We start from the raw sequence: 21,490 nt of genomic DNA, 5'->3' as shown, positions 1-21,490 counted from the left end.
ATGGCGACGATTCTTCTTTCGGCCGTTGGTGCGGCTATTGGCGGTGCGGTCGGTGGGACCGTTGCCGGGCTTTCTTCGGTTGCAATCGGGCGGGCCGTCGGGGCAACGCTTGGGCAAGTGATCGATCAACGTCTGCTGGGCCAGGGCTCGGAGGCGGTCGAGACCGGGCGGGTGGATCGGTTCCGGTTGACCCAATCGGGCGATGGCAATCCGGTTGCACAGGTCTTTGGACGCATGCGGGTGGGCGGTCAGGTGATCTGGGCGTCGGATTTTCTGGAGCGGCGCAGCACATCCGGCGGCGGCGGCAAGGGGGGGAGCCCGAGTTCGCCGGAGATCACCAGCTTCAGCTATAGCGTGTCGTTGGCGATCGCCGTTTGCGAGGGGGAAATCGCCGGTGTCGGGCGGGTCTGGGTAGACGGCGAAGAGGTTGCGCCGCGGGATCTGAACATGCGGGTCTATACCGGCACCGACGACCAATTGCCCGATCCGTTGATCGAGGCGATCGAGGGCGCGGGGTTTGTTCCTGCATACCGGGGCACGGCGTATGTGGTGCTCGAGCGTGTGTCGCTGGGGCAGTTCGGCAACCGGATTCCGCAGTTTTCGTTCGAGGTGTTGCGGCCTGAACAGGCGGAGTCGAGCACCTATGAAACGGATTTGGCGCAGCTGGTTCAGGGCGCGGCACTGATCCCGGGAACGGGTGAATATGCCTTGGCCACCTCGGCGGTGCATTACACCAAGGGGCCGGGAAGCAACTGGGCGGCGAATTCCAACAGCCGCTCGGGCAAAACGGATTTCCTAACCTCGATTGAGGCGCTGCGCACGGAGCTCCCTGCTTGCCGGTCGGTATCGCTCGTGGCGTCGTGGTTCGGCAGCGATCTGCGTTGTGGGCAATGCGAAGTAAAGCCCAAGATCGAACGGGCCGCGATCGAGGGCGGAAACATGCCCTGGCAGGTCGCGGGTCTGGACCGCGCGACGGCCGATGAGATCGAACTTGAGGATGACCGGCCGATATATGGGGGGACACCCGCCGATCAATCGGTGATCCAGGCTATCCGCCATATGAATGCCGAGGGGCAGCGGGTGATGTTTTACCCCTTTATCCTGATGGAGCAGACAAGCGGCAACGGGCTGGAAGATCCATGGACGTCTGCCCAAGATCAGCCGGCCTTGCCCTGGCGTGGGCGAATAACCCTTTCAACGGCGCCGGGCCAGAGCGGTAGCCCTGACGGGACCGCATTGGCGGATGCGGAAGTTGCAAGCTTTTTCGGCACGGCACGGGCATCGGATTTCTCGGTCGTGGACGGAGCCGTGGAATATAGCGGCCCCGAGGAATGGGGGCTGCGCCGGTTCATTCTGCATTACGCGGCGCTATGTGCGGCGGCAGGGGGCGTTCATGCGTTTTGCATCGGGTCGGAAATGCGGGCGCTGACCCAGATACGCGGGGCGGCGGGTTTTCCGGCGGTTGCGGAATTCCAGGCGCTTGCCGCCGAGGTGCGCACCTTGGTCGGGCCCGAAACGCGCATTGGCTATGCCGCAGATTGGAGCGAGTATTTCGGCTACCAGCCGCAGGATGGCAGCGGGGATCGGTATTTTCATCTCGATCCGCTTTGGGCGGATGAGAACATCGATTTCATCGGGATCGACAATTACATGCCGCTGTCGGATTGGCGTGATGGCGATGCGCATGCGGATGCCGATTGGGAGAGCATCTACAATCCGGACTATCTCGCGGCGAATATCGAAGGCGGCGAAGGCTATGACTGGTTTTACCATTCGCCGGAAGCCGAGGCCGCGCAGATCAGAACGCCGATCGAGGACGGGGATCATGGCGAACCCTGGGTCTGGCGTTACAAGGATATCCGGAACTGGTGGCAAAACCCGCATCACGAGCGTATTGGCGGCGTCCGGCAGCCGGACCCGACCGCGTGGCTGCCAGCGTCCAAGCCGATCTGGTTCACCGAACTGGGATGTGCCGCGATCGACAAGGGAACAAATCAGCCCAACAAGTTTCTCGACAAGAGATCGTCGGAATCCTCTCTGCCCAAGTATTCGGACGGATCACGGGACGATCTGATCCAATTGCAATACCTGCGCGCGATGCTGACCTATTGGGGCGATCCGGAGCATAATCCGGTGTCCGAGGTCTATGAGGATGCGATGATCGATCTGGGCAATGCTTATGTCTGGGCGTGGGATACGCGACCTTACCCGACCTTTCCGAACAACCTGGACCTGTGGAGCGACGGTGAGATCCAGTCGCGGGGGCATTGGCTGAATGGACGGGCGGGGGCACGGACCCTGGCATCTGTAGTCGAAGAGATTTGCCGCCGATCCGGCGTGAACGACATCGACACATCGCAGCTGTTCGGCGTGGTGCGCGGCTATGCCGTCGAAGACGTGACCAGTGCGCGTGCGGCGCTTCAGCCATTGATGCTGCGTTATGGTTTCGACGCGATCGAACGCGATGGCGTTCTGCGCTTTGTGATGCGGGGCGCGGTGCGTCCGCATGTTCTGGATGCGGAGGATCTCGCCACGTCCAGCGAGTTGGATGATGCCGTCGAGCTTCGGCGCGAGGCCGAAGCCGAGATGAGCGGACGTGTACGGCTGCGCTTTATCCAGTCGGGGGCGGATCATGATATCGTCGCCGAGGAAGCGGTCCTGGCGGATACGGCAACGCATTCGGTCACGTCTTCGGATCTCCAGATCGCGATGACCCGTTCGGAAGGCCGGCAGGTGGCCGAACGGTGGCTGGCAGAAGCACGCGTTTCGCGCGAGGCGGCCCGGTTTGCGTTGCCACCGTCGCTGATGCATCTGGGGGCCGGCGATGTCGTGCGCATCGACACGGGTGATATGGGGGCGGAGGCGTTGTATCGGATCGACCGGGTCGAGCAGTCGGATTTGCAACTGCTGGACGCCGTGAGGATCGAGCGCGACATCTACAAGACCGCGGCGTTGCAGGACGATATTCCGGGTATCAAACCCTTTGCCGCGCCTGTGCCCGTTCAGCCATTGTTCATGGACCTGCCCCTGATGCGAGGGGATGAGGTTGAACACGCCCCGCATCTTGCGGTGACCGCGACGCCATGGCCAGGATCTGTCGCGCTGTATGGCTCATCCTCGGATGACAGCTATGCGTTGAGCGATATCATTGCCGCCCGGTCGATCGTGGGCTTGACGGAAACTGCGTTGGTTCGATCTCGGCCGGGGGTCTGGGATATGGGCGCGGCTCTTCAGGTCCGGTTGCTGAGCGGGGCGCTCGAGTCGCGCGAACGATCCGCTATCCTGAACGGTGCGAACCTGGCGGCAATCGGAGATGGAACCAGCGGCAATTGGGAGTTGTTCCAGTTCCAGGATGCCGAATTGATCGCCGAGGATACCTATCTGCTGAGGCAGCGGCTGCGCGGGCAGGGTGGCAGTGACGGGATCATGCCCGCAAACTGGCCTGCGGGGTCGTGGTTTGTTCTGATGGATGGAACCCCCGCTCAGATTGACCTGGCGAGCGCGCATCGGCGCGTTGCCCGCCACTATCGGGTTGGATCAGCGGCGCGGGGATATGATGATCCGTCCTATGTGCACCTTGTCGAGGCCTTCGACGGCAACGGGCTGCGGCCCTATGCGCCCTGCCATCTCGGGGCGATACAGGCCGCGAACGGGGACCTGGCCCTTCGTTGGGTCCGACGCACGCGCATTGACGGAGACGGTTGGGACTTGCCCGAAGTTCCGATGGGTGAAGAGATCGAATCCTACGTGGTTCGGATGTGGAACGGTACACAGTTGCTACGGGAGGTCACGGTTGGAACACCGGCATGGACCTATACGCAAGCGCAGCAGACCGCCGACGCCGCCCTCTTGCCCTTGCGGTTCGAAGTCGCGCAGGTGTCGGTGCGCTATGGTGTTGGCCCGTTTGCATCCTTTGACCTGATGGATAGCGATGACCAAGTGGAGGCTTAGGCATCAGGGTTCCCCCGGTTGACCAGTTGCTGTATGCGTTTTGAGCTCTGCCGCCTCGCACACCGGGTGTTCGGAGTGCGGGGCGCCTAGACGGAGGCCTGATCGGATCACGCGCCAAACGAACCGCGCCGGGGGCGTTTTGTCGGGGTCAACTGATAAGGTCTTTGTTGGCCGCGACCAAAGTTCTGCGCCTCGACATTCATCAATCGGGAAACGCCCCTGATAGCTGTTGAATACCTGGCCGGGCGCAGCGATTTTCCGGCACGCGCAGGCAGGTGGGCTGCTTTTTGAGGGCACGCCCCAACCGCCGGACCCGGGCGGCGATCCGCGGTTTTTCCTTTTCATTCATTTCCTGAATATACCGCATCAAGGCTTTGCGTTTTGCTTTTGCGTGGTTAGATGCGTATTCTAGACGTGGAAAAGGAAGCGATGCCATGGCTGAAACACGCAGAAAACTGTCACCTGTCGACCCTGTCTGGGACCGTATCAATCGTGAGGCGCGGCAGGCGGTTCAGGATGAGCCGCTCATGGGCGGGTTGATTCACGCCTGTATCCTGCACCACAAGACGCTTGAAAAAGCGCTGTCCTACCGGATTTCGGCCAAGCTGTCTTCCAACGAGATGTCCATGGCGATCCTGCGCGAGATTGCTGATCAGGCCTACGAGGAATCGCCAGCGCTGGTTGATTCCGCGCGCGCCGATCTGGTTGCCGTGTTCGAACGCGACCCAGCCTGTCACCGCCTGTTGCAACCGATCCTCTATTTCAAGGGGTATCAGGCCATGCAGGCCTATCGCGTCGGCCATTGGCTTTGGGAGAATGGCCAGCATGATCTCGCGTATTTTTTCCAGATGCGGGTTTCCGAAATTTTCGGTATCGACATCCATCCGGCTGCGCGGATCGGCAAGGGCATCATGATCGACCATGCGCATTCCATCGTGATTGGCGAGACCGCGGTCGTCGGAGATAATGTCTCGATGCTGCATTCGGTCACGTTGGGCGGCACCGGTAAGGAAGAGGAAGACCGCCACCCCAAGATCGAAGACGGGGTTCTGATCGGGGCGGGGGCCAAGGTGCTTGGCAATATTCGTGTCGGCCATTGCAGCCGTATCGCGGCCGGATCGGTGGTTTTGACCGATGTTCCGCCGTGCAAGACGGTTGCCGGCATTCCCGCCAAGATCGTCGGCGAGGCCGGTTGTGACCAGCCGTCGATCTCGATGGATCAGATGTTTCCGGATTGACGCCGGTCTCTGCTGCTTGATGCACGGGGGCAAAATTTGGCGCCATGGATCGCGGACCGGGTGATGAAATGGGCAGGGGAAAGCCAGATTTTCCCTTGTTCCTTAATCGCCTACGAAACCGGTGACCTTCCAGCAACAACACCATCGTGGGATCTTGCGCTGCGAGTTTTCTATCGCTAAGCAATGATCAGCCGGATTCGTGAGGTCGGCCCACCGGAAGTCGCTACGATCGAAGACGCGCCAACCCGGTGGGACGAGTTTGCCCCGGCCTGTCTCTTTGGCCCTTGGCAACATTCGAATTGCCCATCGGTCCGACAGATGCATGTCGTGTATTAGTGCCCCTATAGCTCAGCTGGTAGAGCAACTGATTTGTAGCGTCGCTTCAGGCTCGGTTACTGAAGCAAGTTGCAGCCCTCGGCGGAAACGTTGAGGTGAACTGGTGTCAAATTCGGGGAAACCTTAGCAGCATCACGCTGTTGGCAATCCCGAGCGAAGCTTTCCGGAACCTTCCGGATTGAACGTGTAGAGACTTGACGGCACCCACCTAAAGCCTCTCGGGGTCATGGTGAAGAGAAAGTCCAGACCACAAAACGCCAAGCGCGTGCGGCGAAAGTCGTAGTGGTATGAATCAGTAGGTCCGCGGTTCGAGTCCGTGTGGGGGCACCACCTTTCCTGAAAAAAATCTTGATATTTCAGAATGATATCTGGGACCGGTTCTTTCCAGCCCCATTAAAGGCCCCACTTGCGAATTTCAGTACCCACCTACCTTGCGGCTGGACAGTCGACGCGGGGCAAGGCACGACGCTATTCGCACCAAGTGGTAGGCTTTCGGAAACCAGTCACAATCCAATCCTGCCCGCTTTTCTTTCCTATCAACGTGTAGACACAAGAATTGGAGTACGGGGCATAAGTAGTGCTAGTGCCGCTTGCAGTGACTACACCACCGCTGCCGTAAGCAGTGGCTGTGTTGTAGCTGGTCAGAGGAATTACACCGCTCTGCGTCATTGCCCATTGAAAGGCTCTTTGGCCGTCCGGTAGGTCCAAGGTGTTGGTCGGCGGCCCGTAATCCAGGATGGGTTCAGTGATGGACTTGCCGACATAGCTTTGCATTACCTGTGTGGCGCAGCCAGATACTGCTGCCGCAGCGGCGATGGCGAGGAAGAATTTCCGCACTTCGTTCTCCTGTTTGGTGCCGATTCAGGTCGCGGTGATGCCCCGACCCTCAGAGAACAATCGCAAGGCGGAATTTCTGACACAAGAAAAACGTAACATCTGCGACCCTATGGCCGCCCTAAGATTTTTCGAAAGGCAACATGCGCGGTGAGTAGCCCAGGGCAACAGGCTTGGCCGCCGGACATCCAAAATGACTCAACGTCTACGTTCGCAGAGTTTCAAGAGACCCGGCAGCAAAGGAAAAACGCACCCCCACCCCGGTTCGCAAATCGGCGTCTGAGAAAGTGAAGCAGGGGCGCGGGTCTACTGTTGCCCCGCCTACAGGGTTTCAGCCTCCCCCCGCCCTTTGGATGGACTGGGCCTAATCCTGAATTGCCCTAGCAGCTCTGCGCGCGCGAGCTGATTTCTTGCGGCAGCTCGCACAGCAATACCGGGCATCGGCTCTGCGCCAGTCTGGCAAGTCATCGCCGCACCAGCGGCAAAACCAGTCCCGCCGTTGCCATCGCCTCAGAATGGCCATGGCGCGTGCTTGCCGGTGTCCGGCATTCCCAGTCCAGAAATAGGCTTCAAAGGTTGCAGTAACCCTGCCTTCGTGCCGCTCTAGCCATACGGCGTTTGGATCTGGCTCAGGCATCCCGGTATCCTCACAGCTTTCTTGCCCTCCATAGGCGGGTTAACTCATTCATCTGAGGGCGCTTTTGTGTGATGTCTCAATTCTGCACGTGCCCCAGTAGCTACAATTCGCCCACCACTGCATTTGCCAGGTTCGCAGTCTTGGTCTTGCCGAAGCCGTCGGGAGAAGCCGCGCAATAGTCCATGATGACGTCGCCCCAGGTCTTGCGCTTGCGGGCCTGGATCATGCGGTCCATCGTGCCCCTGGCGCCGAGTTCGCGTTCGCGTTGCGTGATCCAGTGTCTTGCGGCGCGTTCGTTTGGGAAGGTCTGGCTCAATGTCGGCACGACCTTGCCGGCTTTCTTCTTGCGGATGACGGCGGTGTAGCTGATCGTACCGTCTTTCTTCGCGCGTGCGAGAATAGTTCCTATCCGGGTCTCCTTTCCGAATTCATGTCGATGGTCGGAAGGTCGGATCGCCGCTATGCGCGGGGAAAAAATCCATGATCAGGGTTCGATATCTCGTAACCGGCGCCGTTTCCGGGCGTGATCACCGCCCCTTGATCGGGCCGCTCCCGCGAACCGAGAGCGGCCCGGCCCGGGGGCGGAAAACGGTGCAACAATTCGGGAAGAGTGCAACATTGTGTTGCACCCGGGGTCAAAACGGGTCCAAACGGACCCGGAAACAGGAAAGACGGGTTTGATGTCCGAGCGCGCAGAGCCAATGAAACAAGGGAAATCGAGCATCCGAAGGGCCGCTCGCCTCTCGGTTGCGCCGATGATGGATGGTAGAGATTATTACTATTTTTCAAGAGGTTGTGGGGCGTCGTGTGCAGCGAATGTTCATGTTTCGATCGAGTGATTTCGTGCTCTGTCGTGTCGATGGTTGGATCCGACCTGTGTACGCGGGGCGCGTTTGAGATGAAGCATGATAGACGGCCCAACTACGGCTGCTGCCAGGCTGGCAGGTTCACGCCGCGTGGGCGTTCCGAACGGGAAAGTCGATGTCGGTGTCGGCGACATGATTTAGGTAGTTCGTGAAGATGTTCGCCGCGACGTTGCCGACGGTTTCGACGATGTCGGCGTCGGTAAGCCCCGCCAGCCTCTCGACGCCGACTGCGCTAACTTCGTTCATGGATGGCTCCTCCAGTTGGGACAATGACACCCCATCATGGCGCACCGCGATGCCAGGAGCAGGAGCCATCCACACCATCAATTAAGAGCGACACGCTCTAACGCGGCGTTGTTCCAACGACGAAGCATGTCGATTTTGGCGCCGTGGCTCCCAATCCTACCACTTGACTACTATGGGCACCGCACCTCACCTATGAAACGCAAAGATATCTGATAATCTCAAGTTCTAATCTGCGAGCCCTTGACGACACCAGCGCATGCCAATCCTTCCTGATTTCATAAGGAGTTTAGAGCTTTAAGCCCATGGTTCGCACGGTGTTCATTTCTTCCACCTTTAATGACATGCAATTAGAGAGAGATGTGTTGGCGCGACGGGTTTTTCCAAACCTAAGGTTAGCACTCGAGAGTCCGAATTCTCCGATTCGAGAACTCGATCTAAGGTGGGGCGTGACAAAAACTATGTCGCAGGACGGCGGGGCCGTCGGCGTTTGCATCAAGGGTGTCAGGGATTGTCTGCCTTTCTTTATTGGCATTGTCGGCCATCGGCAGGGTTGGAGGCCTGATCCGTCCTTTCTGGCCCCCCATCAGGCCTCTCTGCCAGCCGATCTTCCAGCAGGCTTGGGTCTGACTGGGCTCGAAATCGCCGTAGCCGCGGAGCTTGTACAACCTCGCAACCGCCACATACCGGTTTTTTTACGTGACCAAGTCATGTCTGAGAAGCTTGGGTTTCCATGTGAGGACATGTCTCCCTTTTTAGCCTGGTCGGAGCGACATCCCAACATCAAGACAATCCGCTACAGCTCGGCGGAAGAATTCGCCGAGCTGGCCTTTGACGCCTTGGACAACCAGCTGTCGGGGCAGCATCTGACGGCCCAGCCGCGCGCTGACGAGACCCATGTGGACCGGACCTCGGCGCTGCGCGGCCTGGAGAAACGGGCGCGACCGGGGCGCACGGTCATTCTGACGGGTCCTGATGGCTGTGGCTTGTCTTGGATAGCGGGCAGATGGGTAAGCCGGGCTGGGCAGAGCCATCTCTTCGACGGGCGCCGCGAGTCGTTTGAGACGCATAACGGGTTGCGTCGAGCGCGGGCGAGCACGCGCGGTGCTATTGCGCGGCTTTGGCGGTGGCTGTGGGGGCGGCTGACCGGGCTCTTGCCCGCGTCGCGTCAGAGGCGCAGCGTCTTTGACCATTTCGAGTTTGGGTTCCGCACGCCCGACCACGCGATGCTAGGGCTGTTCGAGGCGGCCGCCGACCCGCGCGTCTCGCGTGTGGTGGTGACCCGGCACAAGCGGCTCTTGGGCGAGGCCGAGCGCCTGGGCTGGCCCATCGTCCATGTCCCCGCCCCCGCGCGCGCCGAGAGCCTCGCCTTCAGCGCCGCCTATCTGGCGGAGTTCGGCAAGGCGCTGGAGCCCGAGCAGCTGGACGCGCTGGGCGCGGCGCCCTGGCTGACCGACATCCGCCTGAACCGCATCGTGCTGGACGAGCTGCGGCGCTTCGGCTCGATCGAAGAGCTGAGCCAGCGCCTGCGGGCCCTCTTGGCGCTGCCCTCGCATCGCGAGGTGCTGGGCGACATCCTGGACGGCTTCAGATCCGCGCTGCCGCAGGATTGGGCCCATGCCATCGCACCGATGCTTGTGTCGCTTGGGTTCAGCCTGCGCGGCCTGTCAGAGCTGAATTGCCGGCAGCTCGCCGCCTTGTCGGTGGGCCGCCCGCCCTCAGAGCCCCTGCCGCCCCATCTGTGGACCGCCTTCCGTCAGGCCTTTGGCGCCGCCATGTGTGATCAGCAGGGCCGCGTCGATATCGGCTCTGCGGCCTCGTTAGCGTTTGTCAGCGACCTCGCAGAGGCTGACGCGTCGACGCGGCAACGGGCCGTTGCGGCCTTTTCGAGCTGGCTGGCCTATGCCGCGCCGGGCCAGAAGGCGCGCGAGGCGCCGCGCTTTGCCTTGAACACCGGCGGTGTGGATGGGCTGGCGCGCTGCCTGCAAGACATTGACGTCACACGCTCGGTGCTCGAGCAGGGCGAGACCTTTATCGAAGGCTGGCTTGAGACCCTGCCAGAGCCTCTGCAGCACGAGACAATGGCGCGCTGGTGCGCCGCGGACACGGCGGATGTCTTCTTGCCACACCAGGCGCTCGCTTTAGGATTGCTGTGCCTCAGGGTGTCGGCGCGCAGGACCGGCGCGGTGCTGTTGGAGCGCGCAGCGCAGTCGGATCACACCAGCGCGATGGCTGAGATTAGCCTCGCGCTCATTGACAAAGACAGCCAGCGGCTGGGCCGCGCGGTCCAAGACACGGATTGGACGGACGCAGACCCCGCGCCAGAGCATATCGCCTTCGCCGTCTTCGCCCTGAGCGCAATCGCCGAGGGTTTGGTCGAGATCGAAGGCGCCACCTTCCGCGATATCTTGCGCGCAACACCGCGCTGGGCTCGTCGTGTCCCGACTGACATCGCCGCGCAGCTCTGGCATCTGAGCGGGCAAATTTGTTTCGAGTTTTCCGCTTTGCGGCGTGCGGAACGGTGCTTCAAAGAGGCCGAAAAGCTGTGCCGGCACTCCGGCAACGCCCACGCTTTGGTGCTGGCGATAGAGCGCCGCAGCGCGGCGTGCCTCGAGCTGAATGCGTTTCGGCAGGCGCGCGCCAGCGCGGCGGACGCCAGAGATCTGGCGCGCCGCATGGGATTTCTGCGGCTGGAGGGCCTTGCCTTCGAGCGGCAAATCGAAACCGAGATCCGCACGGCGCGGCTGCTTGATGCTGATCAGCTTGCACAGGACTATCTCGACCGCGCGCGGTCCGGCGTTGGTAGCATGGATCGCGCCAAAGACCTCTATGATGAGGTCTATCAAGCCAGCCTGTAGGGGGAGATTTCGTTGCCCGGTTGTATTTGAGAAAATGCGAATGTCGTGTACACTTCTTCGCATTTGTATCAATTTGATTGGAGGCAATTATGAGCTTCTCTGTCTCTCCAGAAATCTATTATTTGGCTTTGGCCGGCCTGGCGGTCTGGATAGTTTGCCGCTGGATCCTTGAGCCGCGCGCGCGGCGGGGCCTGACCGGGGCAAGCCCGGTCAGCTATCCGCAAAACGCGGGGAAATTGGTCGTTTGGACCACGCTCCGCCAGGTTGGGGGCGCCATTGTTCTTGCCGCGGCGGTGATCTTTGCGGTCTGGGGCGCGCTCTCGGCTCTTGTTCCGCGACTGCCCGAGAGTGACGACGGCCTTAGTACGCTTGTCACTCTGCGCGCCGGTTTCGAGGAGGCCCTAGCCGCCGCGCAGAGCGTCACGGTCACAGCCTTGTTAGTGCTGCTTGGGTTCTTGGCCTTAGTTTGGCTTTTCATCAGCTATCGCGCCACGCGCAGCAAGTGGTCCAGCTCAATCGAGACCCGTCGCGCCGACGTCAAGCGAGACATCGAGGCGTTTTCGAACGCCGAAGTCCGCACTCGCGCGAAAGAGCGGTGCCCGGCGGAGCTGGCGGAGTTTCAACAGCTGGTCGATCACTTGGTAGTGGCCAACACAGCCACGCTAGACGCGGTGCGCGGCCTGCCTGTCATGACGATGGGCCAGGACGACGCGGCGCGCGCCAGTATCAACGACCTCGAAGAAATCATCCGGCATATGTCCGAGGCGGGGCCGGACGCCGACGAAGCAGGCGGAGTCGGCGAAGTCTTGGAAGAAGAGGTCCAGCAACGCGCCGACGTCATCGCGCAGCTGCAAAAGACCCTGGACGACGTCAAAAGCCAAGTGCGCGTCCCCCTCATGACCCTTCATGGAGAGCGGGAGGTCTCAGCAGAAGCCGCAGAGGCCGACCTTCTCAACATAACCGCCAGCGCGGACGCCCAGGCCTCGCGCTTGCGAGAGATCATTGCGGATGCCGAGGTCGAGCGCCAAGAGGCCTTGGCCTCAAGCAGCGCGCGGTCCGAACCCGAACTCTATCGCGAGTGGGCGGCGGCCTTCGCTACAGGCGAGACCGCCGTGAAAGGGGCCGGCCTGTTCGGTCGGTTGGCGCGTGTCGGCGTCACCGTCGTCTTGATGTTGGGCCTTGTTGGCGTGGGCGCGCAAATCAATGGCCCGATGGCCATTGATCAGTTGCGCAATCTCGAGCTCTCGCTTGGCTCTGACCTTGCGGACCAGGAGTTCGCGGCCGAGCTAGAGGCCGCGCCGAGCCCATCGGAGACGGCCGCCGAGCTGGCGTCGGACGCCGAGACCGTCGAGCAGCTCTCTAACGCCATGCGGCAGAGCGTTGTCCTGGCGATGCAAGCGGGGCATCTGGGTACAAGCCCGCGCCGCGGCTTCGCGCCGCGGCAGCGGTTCGACCTCAGCGCGGTGGGGGCAAGGCAGGAGATCCTGCGCGCCTCGACCCGCGTGGCGCCGACCCGCGCGTCTTCCGGTGCCGCGTCGGCGACCACGTTTCGGGCCAGCACTCCCTCTGTCTCGCCCGCGGTGAGCGAGTTCAACGACATTCTCGATGCTAGCATCCAGCGCCGCATTGACAGTATGCGCGCCCATGAACCGACCTGGCGGCAGATGCGCGCCGCCGCCGCGCGCCCGGCCTCGCGCGACCTGGTCTCGCAGCAATTCCTGCGCGCCGTTTTCTCCGGCGAGCGGCTGCCCGCGCCCAGCGCCATGCGCCTGTGGGTCGACCGCGCCACGGTGGATGTCGCGCGCACCGCGGTCCGGTCCGGCTCGATTCCGTCGGGCTACACGGCCTCGACCCGCGTGGAGGCCCTGCCCGGGATCATCTCGGATCGCGACCGTCGGTTATTTCACGATTTCGACTCGCGCACCCCGCGCAATGTTGCAACCCATACTGCCTCGGTCCGAAGTGGGGGGATTGACCCCGGCTCTCTGCACAGAAGCGCGCCCAACAGCTTCAGAGGGACTCCGGTGCAAAGCGCCTATGCGCGCACCTTCCCAACGTCGGCCAGCCCGGGTGGATCGGTCAGTGCGAGATCGTATACCCGTATTCGATTCAATCGCCGCGTCGGCGGTGTGGTGATTGGACGGGAGCCATCCAGCAGCGATGTCGCCCTCGACATCGTAGGCTTCGACGCCGTTTTCTCGGGCGGTGAGATGCTCGAGATCGCGCTGACCCCCGAAGGCGCGGCGCCCATCCTGATTGGCAGTTTCCATCCCGCAATTGCGCATCATGCCCTGGCCTATGCTGCCGATGGGCGCGTGGTAGCGGCGACCCTGCCGCAGATCCAACAGGAAACCCCGCCCGGCGGCCATGAGATCAATGTCCCGACCCGTCCCGTGGTCGTGCACCCCGCCTTCGAAGACACCGCTTTTGCCTGTTCCGCGATCGAGATTGATCGCTTCGTCGACCGCAATATGTTTCGGAAATCCGACGACGCTCTGATCATGGTGACCGGGCGCGAGGCTGTCTCAAGCTTCGCGCGCATTTTGGACATCGCACGCTCGCAGCAATACACCGTCGAGTCGATGGCGGAGTTTTTGCAGTCGATCCAATCCTACACAGCGGAGTGTGGGACCGGGGGCAGCTGCTTCCCGATTGAGGACTATTCGAAGGCCGGTCTGAACTACTCTGGAGCCCAAGCCCTGTTGAACTGTCTCGGCGCGAACACCGATGTGGTCGGCAACTGCCAGCCCGCGATCAGGAACCTTCGCAACGACGCCTCTTACTCAGTCGACAGCGGCGTGCGCGAGTTACCATACGCGCTGGATTCCGAGCTGACCTTCCTGCGCCGCGACGCCAACCGAGCCAATATCCTTTGGCCGATGGACTTCATTGTACAGGCGGTTCCAGTCTCGCTTTATGGCGATACCGACGTACCAGAGGACCTGGAGCCTTGGGTGTTCCCGCAATGGGAAGACGACCTACGTGCCTTGGTCGAGCTCTACGTCAAGAGCGATCCAGAGGCATCTCAGATCCTTGACCAGATACAACAGTTCACGGTGCTGCAGCGGCTGTTTCGACTGGCCTTGGACGGCCAGCTTGGGCTCGACTTCCCAATCGACGCGCTGATCGACATGCAGATTGCAACAAAACCTTACGTAAAAGATCTGCGGCACGAGCATTGGAACTTCCGGCACGACGAACCGCCCAGCGCCATCTTGGAGATGTTCGCCGAGGAAGCGTTAGGCCTGCGCGCGGCCTTGCGGCGTGAGGTCCAGGGAAAGCCAGGCTCGGCCTGCGCCACGCGCGGGGAGGCCTTGCTTGAGGCATCCGCCGGGGAGAGCTTCCCGGAGGGCGCCACGCTCTGGGCCGAGATCCAAGAGGTGGCGGCTCTGTGCCAGGGGGCATCCGCGTCCTTCTCTCTCACAGGCCTGACCCGGCGCGTCGAGGCTCTCAACCGGCTCAACTTGATCGAGGAGGCCCTTTCTGTCCATGCGGCGTCGCAAACCCCGCGAACGGGCGCAGTGTGCCCGCCGCTGTAGCATGTGGGCGGTGAGCCGATGATGCATACCACAGATAGAACATTGCTGATGAAGTTGATCGACGCAAAGCTTGGAGGCTTTTCGCGCCCTGACGGGATCGACATCAAAGCAAACAATGAACTCGAGAGTTACACAAGGAAAGAAGGTTAAGTGGACACCCAATCCAACTTGCGGGCAAGACAAAACGCGCGTGCCTTCGTGCCGAGCGTTTTTTGCTGTAGTATCTGATGATGCGTTGTCTACAACAAGCACTTCGTCTACCAGCTTGTGTTCCGATGTTCGTCTTGCAGCTTGAGCAAGGTCTCGGCCTCGTTTGTAGCTGGGATAAAGACGGTTATGCGATCAGTGTTCAATCATTGACACATTTTTTTTGTCATCATCTGGTTGATTTACCGATTCGTTTGAGCGTTTTCAGCGAGACGCAAACACGGTGTAGCTTATCTAACCTCAAGGGGAAGCCCGGTTCTGTCATCTCATCTCGTCGCGGATTCTTCTATCGAGTGAACCCCAAAATTGGTCTACTCTTGCGACACATGAATGAGGATTTTTATGCTCGAATTTCTAAGAGATGCGACGCGCGTAGCGGTGCAAACTGGACAAAAATCGTTTCCACCTGACATTTTGAGTTTTACACTGGAGTACGCCAGCAGACCAGAGCTCGATGCTGAGCGTCAGCGCTTGGAACAACTCCTAGAGGGAAGCGGTTTCGATCTTTTCGCCTATTCTGAAGAAGATGATCCGGACCTGCTTATCCTTCAATTTCAAGGCATTCAAATCCGTCAATCGCCGGGATTCTTATTCAAGGTTGCGGATGAATTGGCCTCGGAGCTTGACCTTGTGTCGGCCGTTCCCGAGGTGGGACCCGGGTGGGTCGAGATCGAGACTGTATCGGATCAACCTGAGGCCGTTGGTGACATAGTCTGGGCTGCTTGCCGTTCGGATGCACCGCCGCCAAGTGATCGCGATTGGGCAAGGAGGATGATCCAGGCTGACAAAGCGGAAAGTGAATTTTCCGTAACAGGGCATGGCGTCCTGATTGGCCAACCGGATACAGGTGTTGCGGATCATGAGGAGCTCAAAGAAGGGGTCGACAAGGCACGCGGGTTTAACTTCGTGGACAACTCTACCGATCCGACCGATCCTCTCTCTGCGAGCATGTCCTCGCCCGGTCATGGGACTAGCACATCCAGTTTGGTCATTAGTCGAAGCGGCGGTTCAGTGAACGGAAGCGCGCCCGGTGCAACACTGGTACCTATCCGCTGCATCAATGGTGTGGTGATCGGATTAGGCGTCGCTGTCGCCAAGGCGATTGATCATGCACGAAAGCAAGGGTGCAATATCGTGACAATGAGCTTGGGCGGCGGGCTCCAAGGACTGGCTCTGAAGCGGGCAATCCGGAGGGCCGTTGACGCGGATGTGATTGTTCTAGCCGCGGCAGGGAACTGTGTCGGCTTTATCGTCTATCCGGCTTGGGACGAAAACGTAATCGCCGTTGCAGGCATTGATGAACATGAAACCCGTTGGAAGGGATCAAGCCGCGGCAGGAAGGTTGATGTCTCTGCGCCCGGAGAGAACGTGACGGTGGCTCGGCGCAAGCCTGGGTCTTCAGATACGTCGGATATCAATCCCGAAGGACAGGGAACTTCTTTCGCCGTGGCCCTAACGGCTGGTTGTGCGGCGCTCTGGATCGAACGGTGTGGACTCGACGCAATTATCGCCGAGGCTAGACAGCGCGATTCCAGTGTACAGGAGCTTTTTCGTGCTGCGATCCGCTCATCGGCAAGGCGCCCGGAGAAATGGAATACGAATAAAATGGGTGCCGGAATCGTCGATGCCCATAATCTATTGAATACGCCACTGGACAAGATACCCGAACCAGAGGCCGTCACGTCGCAAGCGACAAGTGAGCTCGTTTTCGGAACGTCATCTTTTGGTAGATTTGAATCGGAAGCGACCTTTCTCGCAAGCGATCAACTCATTCGGAAGAGTGGTTCTTCGGTTCTGCTGGAAGGTGCGGACATGCCAAGACCGTCGCCTGGATTCGAAAGGCTACTTCGCGAACGGCACCCGGAAGCGCTCGGGCAACCATTTGTTGCAACCGGACCTGCAACCCCTGTTGAACTGCCCGAAGAAGTTATCGGCCGCATCTCGACCCGTAGTGGTGCCTTCCTTGAGTCACTAGGCAACTCGAATCAGGTCCTTGACCAAGCCGAAGCCGTTCTAGCCTATCATGAAGGTATTCAATCGGAGTCCTTAGGCTCTGGCGCAAGGGGCGAGTTTCTCGCCGGTATAGAAAGTACGCTGGCCGAGATCGGACGAAAGGGGACACAGGCGCTTGAGGGCATAGACCATGACCGAGATGTGCGCCTTGAGGCCTTGGTTGAATTGGTGGGTCGACCCGCGCTGAGGCTGAGCAATGGAGACACGCCGTTCGATACACAGAACCCTGGAATTGGCCGATGGGCTGAAGATTTAATGGTCTCGTTCGACAATATTCGTGAGTTATCCAGAACGGTCGGTCGGGTTGATATTGAGACAACTAATGGGTGGCAGCATGTTGGGACTGGTTTTGTCTCAGGGCCAAACCAGATAATGACGAACCGGCATGTGCTTGATGCCTTTGCAGAGCCGTTTCCGATCTCGCCCGGCACATTCGAGATGCGGCTAACCGCTAATGCCTCAATCAACTTTGATGCAGATGCGGCCGACGACAAAATGCGCTACAGGATCAAGAGCGTGATATCTAGCGGTCGAGACCGCATCGGACGTTTTGTCGATCTATCAAAGCTCGATATGGCAATTCTGGAAATTGAAACCGAAAATGGGCATTCTAGCCATCCCAATACCTTCAGCACGAAATGGCTGCCGACTTCGGGCGTTACTGAAGTTGCAGTCTTCGGTTTTCCCGCACGACCGGGACAATCGGCAGCGCCGCAGGGCCAAAGTGCTGCGCTCGAGTATTGGCGGAGGATCCGAGAAATCTATCAGCGAGATTTTGGAACGAAATACCTGAGTCCCGGGGAGATCAAGTTTCGTCCAGGTGAGTTAGAGGGGGACAAGCGAGGCTGGGCATTCAGCCATGACGCGACCACGATGGGCGGCAATTCTGGGTCGGTCGTGGTTTCAATTGGCGATCAGTTCGGTCCATGCGGCCTCCATTTCGGCGGGCGCACACTTGCGCGAAACATGGCCCACGATCTGACAAAGATCGATGCCAGTCGAGACTTGGTTACGCAATTCTGATCCAAAAAGGGTGATGACTTATGCTTGAGGACCTTGTCAGTTCAGTCTGCGAAGCAGCCAAAGACGACGATCTTGAGCGCTTGAATGAGGCTTGTTCTGTTTTGATCGCGCGACTTCCTGAGGAACCCGGAACCATCGATGATGAGCTAGCACGAAAGGCCTTAAAGTGTCTGCGTTCAAACCGTCGTTTCGAGCAAATGCGCCGCGTTGCGAACGCGTTCTTGGTTGATGGGAGTGAAGACGCGCTGGTGGTACATTTCCTCGCTCAGGGCATGATCGAGGCCGGCGAACTTCTACCTGCCATCAGGCTGTTGGAGAACGAGGTCGCCAATGAAAACCTCGCAGAAGACGATTGGGGAGAGTTGAAGGGGGCGCTTGGCCGGGCCTGGAAGGACCTGGCAATGCAGACGCGGGACCGGCGACCCGAGATCGCAAAAAACGCCATTCAGAATTCTTTCCGTCATTACAGCCAAGCTTGGATGCAGAATGGAGCAAAGTTCACCTACCAGGGAATTAACATGGTTGCCGTTGGAAATTGGGATGAACGCCAGGGGAAAGGGCAGCACCTGCTGACGACGGCCGATCATGAAGGAGCCCGAGCGGCTGCACTGAGTATCGTCGAAGACCTCACAAGCCGATCCTGTTACGAACTTGAAAATTGGGACTACGCCATATTGGGTGAAGCACATCTTGGTGCCGGTAACCATGACGAAGCTCTGAAGTGGTATGGTGCATACACCAAACGCGAGGACTCGGCATTTGCGCTCGCAGGGTCGGCCCGCCAATTGCAGCAACTTTGGGATGCGGACAAGCACGATTGGGGCGAGAAGATCCTCGCTCCGATGATTGGCAAGCTCGGGATGGAGGCAGGAGGCGGCTTTACCGTATCGCCTAAAGCTCTCGAACGCCTTGCGTCCGTCACTAAACAACAGCATCAGGCCGTCTTGGGCGACGTAGGCACGAGAACTTACAGTTGGCTCCAGGAAGGATTGCGCGCCGCCAAGTCCGTCGCGATCATATTCAAAGACGGCGCGCCCCACGGCACAGGGTTTGCCGTAGTTGGGAAAGAGCTGGATCCAAAACTTGGAGATGAGATTGTTGTACTAACCAACGCACACGTTGTGAGTGGAACTGGCTATCCTGACGCTGCTAAACCGGCGGAAGCAACAGTAAGGTTCGAACTGATCCACCAAGAAGGTCTTGGACCGTACAGCTACAGTGTGGACAAGAAGTTGATTTGGGAATCGCATCCCGACGAGCACGATGTTGCCGTGCTTCGTCTCGATCCGGCGGTGCCGAGCGAACAAATTTCAGAACGCATCTACCACGAGTTGCCGGAGCTCTCAGGGGACAAAAAGAGGGTCTATATTATTGGTCATCCAAGCGGTCGAGAGATCAGCGTTTCGTTTCAAGACAACGAATTGATTGCCTATGAGCGCGAAGTCTACGAGTCGCCGAACAGCATTGTACCCTGCCGAATTCAGTACCGCGCGCCCACTGAACCTGGAAGTTCAGGGAGCCCTGTTTACGATCAGAGTTGGCGCATCATCGGGATCCATCACGCGGGCGGGCGCTATGTGCAAAAGCTTGACGGTTCGCGCAACACTCATGCAGCGAACGAGGGTCTTTGGATCGAATCAATGCGCCGCGCGCTCAGGCAACGAAGTGACGGGCAAGATCACTGATGCCTTACTGACGACAGATCATTTCAATTGTTTGCTTGCTAGGAAAGTCCAAAGGGGGGAAATACCGTGAGATTAATAGATCCATACTCACCATCTGAGCTGCCACCTGACGTTCTCGTGATGTCTTCTTCACAGTACGAAGTAACGGAAACTGCACTAGCTGGAGTGGGCGGCGGAGCCCCCGTCCTTGATCGTTGGGATGTACTTACCCACAAATACCGGTTCACGGCTGATGCAAAACTTGGCTTTCTCGGAAAGCTGTTTAGTGGCAGTGGTAAGTCGGTAAGGGCTGGCGTTACGCAAGAGGCCAAGCAGTACCGCCTTGATCAAACGGACGACGGACGGGTGGTCGAAACGGGTGTGGCCGTCCGCCTCGCTGTCGCCACAACGAGCTTCGACGCACAAACCGAACTATCGGTGCCTAATCTCGCCGCTGCAGCCCAGTTGGGATTGGCGGAGACGCGGATTGGTATCTATGTGATGGGGTTCCGCGGCCCAATCGGTGACATCATGCCGGCACCCGCCGACCTGAATGTCGAAAACTTTGGCAGTTTCATGGACGCCTTCGAGGCGATTCAGAAGCGAGTCTTTAGTATCGAAAGTGTGCCGCTTTTGTCGCCAACGGTTCTTGGCTACCAGGACACGTCTGAGGACGCCACTGGGACCTTCACAACCGAGGCCGCTTTTGAGGTGAGTGACCAAACGGATCGCGAGAAAGAAATCGACTTGAGTGAGGACGCTCACCTCGATCCCGACGACGACGCCCGTTTATCGTTTCCGGAATACGAAACAGAAGCGCTGCGTCCATGGCGAGTGGCGGAGAGCCTTTTGCAGCTGCGCGACCAAGTGAACAAGCAAGCGCCGAACCGAAGCAAAAAGAGCGACGGTTCAATTGGCGACGCTGCCCATGCAACACGGGCATCTGACCACAACCCATGGGTCGTGGATGGGTCGCATGGCGTCGTAACTGCGATCGATATTACGCACGACCCAGACAACGGGTTTGATGCAGAGAAACTAGCAAAGGCATTGCAGTCGACCCAAGATCCAAGGCTCAAGTACATTATCTGGAATCGTCGGATTTTGAGTTCGACGAAAAAACCATGGAAGTGGAGGAATTATAGCGGAAGCAACCCTCACACGAAGCACATTCATATTTCTGTTCATTCCGAGAAGTCAAAGTACGATGGGACTGGAGCCTGGACGATTTGAGAATTTCGCGCTCTGACTCCTTGCATGGTAGGACGATAACGGCGCGCCATCTCTTATATAGTATTGGCTAGCATATCTGACTAAAGAAAAGTGGGTTGAAACAATGAGCTTTCATTGGAAATTTGCGAGTTCCGAGATTACCGAAAGATACCCCGAGGACGCCAACGGATTCTCGGCTTGGAAAGAAAGCATAGCGTATCTCGACAATCTGGATGACTATCAAAGAGATGCTTCCGACTACAGCGAGGAGCAGCGCCTAAGAGCTACACAGGCACTATCGATGTTCACTTTCCATCTAACGGATCGAAGCCACCGGCTTCCAGCCGGTCCGCTTCAGCGAATCTTCTGCTGATCTCTCCTCCTGAAATTTGAAGCCCGCTGAGGCGGTAAGGCTTCAAATTTCAGGAGGAGAGATCATGCGCTACTCGGCATCCGCGCACACGCGATTTTACCACAGATTCCATGTCGTATGGGCCACAAAGTATAGGTACAAAGTTCTACGGGGACGGATGCGCGCGCGTATCCGGGAGATCATCATGCAGACCTGCAATGAGATGGGGGTACATATTGTGCGCGGCGTTTTGGCGCGAGATCACGTGCATATGTTTCTGTCGATCCCGCCCAAGCTATCGCTGTCTGGTGTCATGCAGCGCATCAAAGGCCGATCATCGCGCCGCATCCAGATAGAGTTCCCAGAGTTGCGCAAGCGCTACTGGGGCAGGCGGTTCTGGGCCCGTGGCTACTTCTCCACCACGTCTGGGAATGTCACCGACGATATCATCCTGCAGTATCTGGAATTACATTCCTCCAAATGATGCCACCGGCGTCAGCCGGTGGGTCGTTCACTG

General features: G+C 59.1%; 12 protein-coding genes and 1 pseudogene. 9 read left to right on the top strand and 4 right to left on the bottom strand.

The window, feature by feature from the left end:
* A complete protein-coding gene (locus tag ACP15R_RS00065; protein ID WP_424984317.1) occupies nucleotides 1-3,951 on the top strand; it encodes a baseplate multidomain protein megatron in 3,951 nt (1,316 codons plus the stop codon).
* 202 nt (nucleotides 3,952-4,153) lie between these two features.
* Here ACP15R_RS00065 and ACP15R_RS00060 read toward each other — a convergent pair whose 3' ends face one another.
* On the bottom strand, nucleotides 4,154-4,387 hold the full coding sequence (locus ACP15R_RS00060; protein WP_424984316.1) for a hypothetical protein: 234 nt from the start codon (nucleotides 4,385-4,387) through the stop codon (nucleotides 4,154-4,156).
* Between ACP15R_RS00060 and cysE the strand changes: the two genes are divergently transcribed.
* A complete protein-coding gene (cysE, locus tag ACP15R_RS00055) occupies nucleotides 4,386-5,189 on the top strand; it encodes a serine O-acetyltransferase (RefSeq protein WP_424984315.1) in 804 nt (267 codons plus the stop codon). The genes ACP15R_RS00060 and cysE overlap by 2 nt on opposite strands.
* Before the next feature lie 804 nt (nucleotides 5,190-5,993).
* On the opposite strand, the gene ACP15R_RS00050 is transcribed toward cysE, so the two are convergent.
* From ACP15R_RS00050 to ACP15R_RS00040, 3 genes are all read right to left on the bottom strand, one after another.
* Nucleotides 5,994-6,362 carry a hypothetical protein gene (locus ACP15R_RS00050; protein ID WP_424984314.1) on the bottom strand — a complete coding sequence of 123 codons (369 nt, stop codon included), beginning with the start codon at nucleotides 6,360-6,362 and terminating at the stop codon, nucleotides 5,994-5,996.
* 734 nt (nucleotides 6,363-7,096) lie between these two features.
* Complete coding sequence (locus ACP15R_RS00045) at nucleotides 7,097-7,312, bottom strand: hypothetical protein (RefSeq protein ID WP_424984313.1); 216 nt, start codon at nucleotides 7,310-7,312, stop codon at nucleotides 7,097-7,099.
* Nucleotides 7,313-7,943: 631 nt separating this feature from the next.
* Nucleotides 7,944-8,108: a hypothetical protein gene (locus ACP15R_RS00040; protein ID WP_424984312.1), complete on the bottom strand. Its 165-nt coding sequence runs from the start codon at nucleotides 8,106-8,108 to the stop codon at nucleotides 7,944-7,946.
* Between the two features lie 302 nt (nucleotides 8,109-8,410).
* Here ACP15R_RS00040 and ACP15R_RS00035 point away from each other — a divergent pair.
* The 7 genes and pseudogenes from ACP15R_RS00035 to tnpA form a co-directional block, all read left to right on the top strand.
* Nucleotides 8,411-8,659: pseudogene (locus ACP15R_RS00035) on the top strand (DUF4062 domain-containing protein); the annotation flags it as partial.
* A gap of 189 nt (nucleotides 8,660-8,848) precedes the next feature.
* The gene (locus ACP15R_RS00030) at nucleotides 8,849-10,963 is read left to right on the top strand and encodes a hypothetical protein (protein WP_424985248.1); all 2,115 of its coding nucleotides are present in this window, start codon (nucleotides 8,849-8,851) and stop codon (nucleotides 10,961-10,963) included.
* A gap of 89 nt (nucleotides 10,964-11,052) precedes the next feature.
* On the top strand, nucleotides 11,053-14,502 hold the full coding sequence (locus ACP15R_RS00025) for a hypothetical protein (protein WP_424984311.1): 3,450 nt from the start codon (nucleotides 11,053-11,055) through the stop codon (nucleotides 14,500-14,502).
* Nucleotides 14,503-15,051: 549 nt separating this feature from the next.
* Nucleotides 15,052-17,745: a S8 family serine peptidase gene (locus ACP15R_RS00020; protein WP_424984310.1), complete on the top strand. Its 2,694-nt coding sequence runs from the start codon at nucleotides 15,052-15,054 to the stop codon at nucleotides 17,743-17,745.
* 20 nt (nucleotides 17,746-17,765) lie between these two features.
* Nucleotides 17,766-19,430, top strand: a complete 1,665-nt coding sequence (locus tag ACP15R_RS00015; protein ID WP_424984309.1) for a serine protease — start codon at nucleotides 17,766-17,768, stop codon at nucleotides 19,428-19,430.
* A gap of 120 nt (nucleotides 19,431-19,550) precedes the next feature.
* Nucleotides 19,551-20,642 carry a hypothetical protein gene (locus ACP15R_RS00010; RefSeq protein ID WP_424984308.1) on the top strand — a complete coding sequence of 364 codons (1,092 nt, stop codon included), beginning with the start codon at nucleotides 19,551-19,553 and terminating at the stop codon, nucleotides 20,640-20,642.
* 413 nt (nucleotides 20,643-21,055) lie between these two features.
* Nucleotides 21,056-21,457, top strand: coding sequence for an IS200/IS605 family transposase (gene tnpA, locus ACP15R_RS00005; protein ID WP_424985241.1), 402 nt, complete (start codon nucleotides 21,056-21,058; stop codon nucleotides 21,455-21,457).
* The last annotated feature ends 33 nt before the right edge of the window (nucleotides 21,458-21,490 follow it).

It is taken from the genome of Microbulbifer sp. S227A (assembly GCF_049800935.1).
The sequence above is the reverse complement of the archived record's forward strand: the minus strand, read 5'-3'. Positions and strand labels throughout refer to the sequence as shown.